Annotated in this window: 7 protein-coding genes; 3 read left to right on the plus strand and 4 right to left on the minus strand. The window is 67.7% G+C overall.

Features of this window, described 5'->3' with window-relative positions; genetic code table 11:
- Nucleotides 1–681: hypothetical protein (locus tag VN378_RS07155; protein ID WP_414642223.1), on the plus strand; the 681-nt coding region annotated here is incomplete at its 5' end.
- Nucleotides 682–807: 126 nt separating this feature from the next.
- On the opposite strand, the gene VN378_RS07160 is transcribed toward VN378_RS07155, so the two are convergent.
- The 4 genes from VN378_RS07160 to hfaA all read right to left on the minus strand — a co-directional run bounded on the left by VN378_RS07160 (nucleotide 808) and on the right by hfaA (nucleotide 6,441).
- Complete coding sequence (locus tag VN378_RS07160) at nucleotides 808–3,693, minus strand: M16 family metallopeptidase (protein WP_325742346.1); 2,886 nt, start codon at nucleotides 3,691–3,693, stop codon at nucleotides 808–810.
- A gap of 126 nt (nucleotides 3,694–3,819) precedes the next feature.
- A complete protein-coding gene (gene hfaD, locus VN378_RS07165; protein WP_325742348.1) occupies nucleotides 3,820–5,076 on the minus strand; it encodes a holdfast anchor protein HfaD in 1,257 nt (418 codons plus the stop codon).
- A complete protein-coding gene (gene hfaB / locus VN378_RS07170) occupies nucleotides 5,003–6,019 on the minus strand; it encodes a holdfast anchoring protein HfaB (protein ID WP_325742350.1) in 1,017 nt (338 codons plus the stop codon). Before hfaB ends, hfaD begins: the two co-directional genes overlap by 74 nt.
- On the minus strand, nucleotides 6,016–6,441 hold the full coding sequence (gene hfaA, locus VN378_RS07175; protein WP_325742358.1) for a holdfast anchoring protein HfaA: 426 nt from the start codon (nucleotides 6,439–6,441) through the stop codon (nucleotides 6,016–6,018). Before hfaA ends, hfaB begins: the two co-directional genes overlap by 4 nt.
- A gap of 174 nt (nucleotides 6,442–6,615) precedes the next feature.
- Between hfaA and VN378_RS07180 the strand changes: the two genes are divergently transcribed.
- Together VN378_RS07180 and VN378_RS07185 are read left to right on the plus strand one after the other, a co-directional pair.
- Nucleotides 6,616–7,266, plus strand: coding sequence for a rhomboid family intramembrane serine protease (locus VN378_RS07180; protein WP_325742352.1), 651 nt, complete (start codon nucleotides 6,616–6,618; stop codon nucleotides 7,264–7,266).
- A 47-nt stretch (nucleotides 7,267–7,313) separates the two neighbouring features.
- Entirely contained in the window at nucleotides 7,314–7,742 is a 429-nt protein-coding gene (locus VN378_RS07185; RefSeq protein ID WP_325742354.1) for a CBS domain-containing protein, read from the plus strand.
- The last annotated feature ends 208 nt before the right edge of the window (nucleotides 7,743–7,950 follow it).

Consider the following 7,950-nt stretch of genomic DNA (forward strand, 5'->3'; position numbering starts at 1 on the left):
CCCTGCTGCGGCGGCGGCGGGAACCTGAACGTCAATGTGAATGTCAACGCCAACGCCAGCGCCGCGGCCCGGGCGGGGCTGAACGCCCGCGCCGGCGGCAGCGTCGTCGTCGGCGGCGGCGGCTCGGCCTATGTGACGGTCGACCAGCCCTATCCAACCACCATCAGCGGCCTGAACGTCGAAGGCGCGCGGATGCGCCAGGTGATCCGCGTTCCCTATGAATCCCGCCGCCGGTTCGAAAAGCGCGTGGTCATCCAGGCCGTGTGCATCGACGACCGCAGCGTGCCGCACCCCGCATCCCAGGTCCGGCCGGGCCGGGACGTGGACGGCGACTACGACGGCGAGCTGTACCGCTGTCTGGCGGGAACCTGGCTGCAGGTCACCATCGCCGAATATCTGGGCGAGGTCCGCTTCGACAACGGCGAGACGATGAGCTGCCGCAAGGGCGAGGCCCTTTGGCACGGCCGCGGCGGCAGCGTCGAATGCCGCCCCGCCAAGCCCGAACGCGACTGCAACGAACGCTCGCTGCTGCGCCGCTACGGGGCAGGCGTGAAGATCCTGACGATGATCCGCGAGGAAACCTACACCGAGTACCGCGAGGAAGTGGTCGAACAGGCCGGAATCGCCGTCTCGGGCGCCTCGATCACACTGGACGGCGGCGTGGGCGGCCGGGTTTTCTGACGCCAGTCTGAACATCGGCGTTCAGCCGCGGGTCAGCCGCGGACGCCTACAAGGGTCACTGTCGGCTCCGTCGACAATCCTGAGAAGCAAACTGGCCCCGATCCGAAAGGACCGGGGCCATTTTTGTCACTGCGTGGGGGCCGGGACCGCGGCCGCGGGCGGCGCGGCCGGGTTGTCCGAGGTGATGGTCAGGCGCCACGCCTTGTCCGGGGTCAGATACTGACGCGCCAGACGCTGGATGTCGGCGGCCGTCACCGATTCCAGATCGGAAACGTTCGAACGGATCTCGTCGAAGGTCCCGGGCTTGCGCCCGGCGTCGGCGAGCTGGCTCACCCAATAGCCATTGTCCGCCTGGCTGCGTCGCAGCGATTCGACCACCGGCGCGCGGGCCCGGAGCAGTTCGTCGTCGCTGATCGGCGTATCGCGCAGGCTGGCGGCGATGGAGTCGAACGCACCGAACAACGCGGGCAGGTTCTCCGGGCGGGTCTCGGCCAACATCAGGAGATAGCCGTAGTCGGGGAACACGGACGAGGACGAAGCCCCGGAGCCGGGACCGTAGGAGATGCCCAGTTTTTCGCGGACTTCCTCGTTCAGCCGCAGCTGGACGACGGCGTTGAGGATGGACAGTTGCCGCGCCTCGAGCTGGTCGCCGATCGCGTCGGTGGTCGGCCAGCCGATGAGGCCGATCGCCTGCTCGCCCGGGCCCTCGTGCTTCAGCTGAACCGGTTCGGCCGAGGGAGCCGGGAAGCGGCGGACGTCCGAGCCCGGGCGCGGTTCTTGCCGGGCGCCGCGATCAGGCAGGGCGCCGAAGGTGTTCGCCACGGTGGCGATGGCGGCGTCCACGGTGACGTCGCCGACCATGACCACGTCGATCGGTCCGCGGGCGCGACCCTCGGTCACCCCTGCGCGAATCTCCTCGATCGACATGGCGGCGATCTCCGCCTCCGTCGGCATGGCGTCGCGCTGGTCCCCCGAGCTGATCAGTTCGCCGAGGTCGCGGCCCAGCACGCCGCCCGGCGTCGCCCGGAGCTGGGCGAGTTGTGCGGGGAACTGGCTGCGGGCCAGTTCGAAGGGCGCGGCCCGAAGGCCGGGATCCACCAGGTAGGCCGCCAGCACCTGCATCTGGAGCTGCAGATCTTCGGGTCGGGTGGCGCCGCCGAGCGTGTAGGCGTCCGTCACGATGCCGGCGTTGATGTTGTAGGTCTTGCCGCTGAGCACGCGGTTGAGCTGGTCCACGGTCAGTTTCGCCGTACCCCCCGGTCCCATTACCGAATTGGCCAGGGTCATCGAGGTGACGCGGTCTGTGGGCAGGGCCAGTTCGCCGATGCCGGTACGGACGTTGACCAGGATCTGGTTGTCGCGGAAATCGGTCGGCTTGACGAACAGGCGAACGCCGTTGGGGAAATCGACGCGGGTGACGCTCAGGTCGGCGATCTCGGTGCGGGCGCTCGGTTGAGTCGGCGTTCCGAAGTCGGTGTAGGGCCATTCCAGCGCGGCCTCGTCGGCGCGCGCCGTAACCGCGACCTGGCGGGAGGCTTCCAGCGCCGCGGTGACAGCGGCCTCGCCGCCCTCGATCGCGACGGGGGAGGTGACCATGACGACCGGCCCCTGGCCTTCGAAGACGGGGCGGACGGCGGCGGTGACCTGATCGGGCGTCAAGCCTTCGACCGTGGCGTTGAAGAGGGCGAGACCGGTCGCCGGCGAAGCGAAGACGTCCCTCTCATTGGCCGCTCCCAGCAGCCCGTTGGCCAGGGCGGGCGTGGACCGCGTTGCGGCGGCCGTGACCGCGTTCTGCAGCCGGGTGCGGTTGTCGGTGATCTCCCGCTGCAGTTCGGCCTGTGTGATGCCGAACTGGACCAGTCGCCGCTGTTCCTGTTCGATCGTTTGCAGGGCTCGTGTCAGGCCGCCGGGGTTGAAGTTGGCGCTGACCGAGCCGGCGGACAGACTGTCGAAGACGGTGGCGGCTGAAGCGCTCGCGCTTACGAACGGCGGATTGTCGGCCCGCGCAAGCTCTCCGAGACGGCGAGTCAACACCGCCAGACCGAGGTTGCGGATCAGGTTTTCGCGGCGTTCGGCGACCGTGTCCGGATCAAGGTCGGGTGCGCGGACCCAGTTGATCTCGACAGAGGATTGCACCCCGGGCTCGACCAGGATGCGGGTTTCAGGACCGCGTGCGGCGACTTGGCCGAGATCCGGCTCGGGTCCTTCTGCGGCCTTGGGCGTCCAGTTCTCGAAGGCGGCGCGAATCTTGCCTTCCATTGCCGCTACATCGAAATCGCCGACGGCGATAAAGGTGGCGCGGCGGGGCCGGTAATAGGCGTTGTAGAACTCCACAAAGCGCTCTCGCGGCGCGCTGCGGATGATGTCGAGATCGCCAATGGGGAGGCGGTTCGCAAGGCGCTGGCCCGACGCGATCAGGCCGAGTTGGGCCTTGGCGATGCGCCTTTGCGGAGTGTTTCCCATCCGCTCCTCGCCCTCGATCACGCCGCGCTCGGCGTCGACCGCGGCGGGGGCCATCAGGGCCTCGGACACCTGTTCGCGCATGATGCGCAGCGCGGCGTCGACCGTCTCGTCATTGGTGCGGGGCAGTTCCAGCATATAGGCGGTCTGGTCGAAGCTGGTGAAGGCGTTGGTGTCGGCGCCGAAGGCCAGACCCAGACGTTCAAGGATGTGCAGCAAGTCGTTCTCGGGGATGTTGGTGGTCCCGTTGAAGGCCATGTGTTCCATGAAGTGCGCCAGCCCAAGCTGATCCTCGTTCTCCATCAGCGATCCGGCGTCCATACGCAGGCGGAACGATGCCTGGCCGGCCGGCGTGGCGTTGCGCAGGATCGCGTACTGCATGCCGTTGGGCAGGACTCCGAACCGGACATTGGAATCCGCCGGAATGTCGCTGGTCGCATGGGCCCAGGGATCGGACGGCTGGACCTGCGCCTGGGCCAGGGCGGGCGCGGCGGTGATCAGGACGGTGGCGGAAGCTGCGACAAGCAACAACAGACGACGGACGGAACGCATTCTCGGTCTCTTTCCGAAAAGGCGCGATCACTTCCGCGCCAGACATTGGGCAGGGTCGTGGCGATGACCGCCGACGCCCCGTGCAACCTTTCGGCGACGGCTGGGGCCGGCTCAAGTTACCGAAGATTAATGTGTCGGACGCGAGACGTAGAAGCTGGCCGAGTTGCCCACCGCGGTGGCGCCGGTAATAACGGCGCGGCCCGACCCGGCGACCGTCGTGTTGGCCACGGCGGAGACGTCGCCGCTGTTGGTCTGGGTGTTGGTCGCGTCCAGGAAGCCTTCGCAGGTCGAGCAGGCGTAGCCGATCACGCTGTTGCCGACAGCTTCCGCACCCACATAGGCGTCATAGCCATTCGTGCCTGAGAAGGTGGCGGTGACGTCCACGCCGCCCGAGTTGAACTGGGTGTTGTCGATCTCGACGAAGATGTCGTTGTTGCCGACCGACAATTCGTTGGCGGCTCCGCGCGCCTGGGCTTCCGCCTGACCGAAGTCATAGGCGGTGGTCAGGGCCGAGGCCCGTACGAAGCTGGTGTTGCTCTGGTCCGAGACGGTCACGACCGAGCCGCCCTCGTTATAGAGTACGGCCTGGTTGGCGCTGGCGCGCGCGCGGGCGGCCAGATCCCAGGCGTTGCCGGCGTTGGAGCTGGCCTCAGCCTCGACGAAGTCGCCGGTCGAGCGTTGGGTGATGGAGAGGTTCTGGCCGGATGTGGCGTTGCTGTTGACAGCGACGGCGTTGACGATGGCTTCGCTGTCCACACTGCCGGGGGCGGGAATGTACTGGCTCTGGATGCGGCCGAACGAGCGCACGACGGCCGAAGACGACTGATCGACCGTTCCCTCAATGAACGAGGCCTGGCCCGAGAGGGCGACGGTGTTGGAGATGGCCGAGGCATTGACCGCCACGCCGCCGTGCAGCCGGGCGTCGCTGTCGCCGACCTCGGTCGTGGCGCTGACCAGATCGCCGGTGTTGGACTGGGTCGCATCGACCGTCAGGTCGGCGTTGTAGGCGCTGACGCCCAGATAGTTGCCCCCGGCCTGGGACGTGGCGTTGACCTCGCCCCAGGTGTTTCCGCCCAGGATGACGTCGGTCCGGGCCACGGCGTCGCCGCGCATATCCTGGTTCGATTGCACGGTGATGGCGCCGTTCTCGACGGAGCCTGAGGCGGAGTTGCCCTGGGCCGAGGTTTCGACGGTCACCTGGTCCTGGGCGTCGACCACGTTCAGCGTCTGGCCGGCGAAGACGTCGCCCAGCTGCAGCTGTTCGTTGAGGACGATCGCGCCTTCCTGCGGCGGCGTCTGGGCTGCGGCCTCAGTAGCGGCTGCGGCGCACAGCAACGTCGCGGCGATCGTGCCAGCGAGACGGGTCCGCGCGGGTTTCGCCATTGTTCGTGTCCGTGTTGGGGTAAGCGGGGTAGTAGCCGCCGGTCGGACCGACCGTGCCGCCCAAAGGATCGGGTCCGGCCCCGAGACAGACCTCGGGGCCGGGCGCTCCGTAAAGATTGGCCATGAACTCGACCGTGGCCCGCTCGATCAGCGCGCGAACCGCCAGCTGGACCGGCTCGAGACCGCCTTCGCCGGCCGAGATATCGAAGACATTGCCATTGAGGAAGTCGAACACCCCGGCCGAGATCTCGCGGCCGATGATCTGCTTCTGGTAGGAGACGACATCGACGACCTCGAGCGTGGTGGTCTGAACCAGACGCAGGTCGATGGCGATGTTCATCACATAGGATTTGCCAGTGAAGGCCACCGACAGCGGCGTGTCGCTGCTCGCCTGACCCGCGGCCGAATCGAAGCCGCCCGAGCGGATATTGTAGTTCACCTCGGTGATGCCGCCGACGATGTAGAAGTCCGAACCGGGCACCTGGCCCGCCAGGATGCGGCGGTACTGGGTGTCGCCGGCGCCTCCCGGACCCTCGTCGCCGATCAGCCGGTTGTTGGCGTAGCGTAGCTCAAGCTCCGAGACCGAGGTGTCATAGCGTTCGACGATGTGGGCGCCGGACTTGGCCAGGGCCGTATTGGCCATCAGCGAGGCGCCGCCCGTGATCTGACGGCCGCCGTCGGCGGAGACCGTGCCGGTGTAGTCGCTGATCCGGCCGACCGCGATGCGGGGCGACGGCAGGCTGTAACGCCTGGCGTAATCGGCCATGCAGTAAAGCGCGGCGGAATAAGGGGTCGGGTTGGCCGTTACGGGCGCATTGCCGATCGGCGAGGCGTACTGCCCGTTCGGTCCGGCTGAAGCGGATATACAGCCGCCCAGAAGCGCGGCCGCCGCGGAAGCGACGCCCGCGACCCGGAGCCGTCGGGAAAGAGAGCCTGCGCTCATGGAAGCCTCAGGGTGCCGTTCAGGCTGGTTCCGGCGTTGATCGCGCCGTTGTTCACCTGGGTGGAGTTGACGATGACGGTGTTGTGGTTGCCTTGAACGACGACGTTCAGATTGTTGCCGATGGCGGTCGAGCCGCCGATCGCCGTTCCGCCGTTGTTTCCGGCGCCCGTGAAGCTGGACGATACGCCGCCGCTCGCGCTGGAATAGGCGCTGGCGCCGGCCTGGATGATGCCGTTGACGATCAGGCGATTGCCGTTTGCGTCGCGCGTCGATCCGGTCTGGGGCCGGGCGGTCGTGTAGCGCGAGCCGCCATAGCCGGCCTGATATGTTCCCATGCTCGACGAGCCGGCCGACTGGGCCGAGGCGGCGGCGGGCAGGGCGAGGGCCAGGAGGGCCAGCGCGGGTCCCAGGGTCATGCGCATGTTCACGGCGGCCACCTCTTACGCAAACAGGGTCAACGGATCGAAAAGGATCCTTCGTCCCACTCTGGGTCATGGTTATTAAGAAGCGCTTGCCATGATGGCTTTGGACAACCGATTGGTTTGTCTTCCTGATTCGCCGGAGCTTTCATCCTGAACGCGCAGCCGACCGAACGTGTGTTCAACGCCCCCCTGGTGGCCGTGGGCGTCGCCGTGTCGATGCCGGTTCTGTTCTGGCTGCAGACGCGCTTGCCGGACGGCGGGGTTTCATTGGCCTTCCGCCCGTCTTCACTCTGGGACGGCGGCTGGTGGCCCGGGCTTCTGACGTCGATGTTTGTTCACGGCGGCTGGCCCCATGTGGCGATGAACGCCATCCTCGGCCTGGCTTTCGGGACGCCCGTGGCGCGGCTGATGCCGGGCGCCAAGGGCGCGGCAGGCTTTCTCGCCTTCTATATGGGGTGCGGCCTGCTCGCGACGGCGGGGTACGGTCTGGTCCACCCCGCCAGCTATGACGCCCTGGTGGGGGCGTCAGGGGCGGTATTCGGTCTGATGGGCGCGGCCCTTCGCCTTCTGGGGCGCAAGTCCGGGCGCCTGAGATCCCTCACGGACAAACGCTTCCTGACGCCGGCGGCGGCGATCATGGCCGTCAACGCCGCCGTCGGTCTGCTGGGCTTCGCTCCGGGCATGGAGGGAGCGCGCATCGCCTGGGAGGCGCACGCCTTCGGTTTCATCGCCGGCGCCCTGCTGATCGGGCCGTGGGCGAGCCTGTTCCGTGGGCCTCCGGAAGCATTTGATTCGCCGTCCGATCTGCGCGACCCTGACGCCTGAAGCGGTCCATCCGCGGCCGCGCTCTATATAGAGAGGGAGGAGCCGCGATGCTGGTCGCCGAAATTCTCAAGGACAAGGGCGACGCCGTCTACGCCATCGGGCCCGATCTGACCCTGGGCGAGGCCTGCGGCGAGCTGGATCGGCTGCGCGTCGGCGCCCTGATGGTCTGCAGCAAGGACAGGGTCGTGGGCGTGCTGTCCGAGCGGGACGTGGTCAGGGCTGTCGCCCGCGACGGCCAGGCGGCGCTGAACCGGCCCGTGTCGGCCTTCATGACCGCCGAAGTCGTCTTCGCCGCTCCCGGAGAGACGGTGGCGATTCTTATGGGGCGGATGACCGACCGGCGAATCCGGCACCTGCCTGTGCTCCGCGATGGCCGGCTGGCCGGGGTGATCTCGATCGGCGACGTGGTGAAATGCCAGATCGCCGAGGCCACCCGGGAAGCGGAGTCCCTGCGCACCTATATAGCGGCAGGCTGATCCCGGGCGGGGAGGGCGGTTCCGGCCTGCCCCGAAAAGGGCCGTGGTCCGGCCGACGACGTCCATCGACCGAGACTCCGCGAGAAAGTTCGCAAATCTGTCGGAATCGGCTTGCGGACAAAATGGCCGCTGCGTATATCGCCGCCTCGCTCGGAAACGGGCCGGCCGCCGGGGCCACGGAGACGAAAGCCTCCAGGGTTCCCCGGGA

This window comes from Brevundimonas sp. (assembly GCF_035561115.1).
Taxonomy (GTDB): Bacteria; Pseudomonadota; Alphaproteobacteria; order Caulobacterales; family Caulobacteraceae; genus Brevundimonas.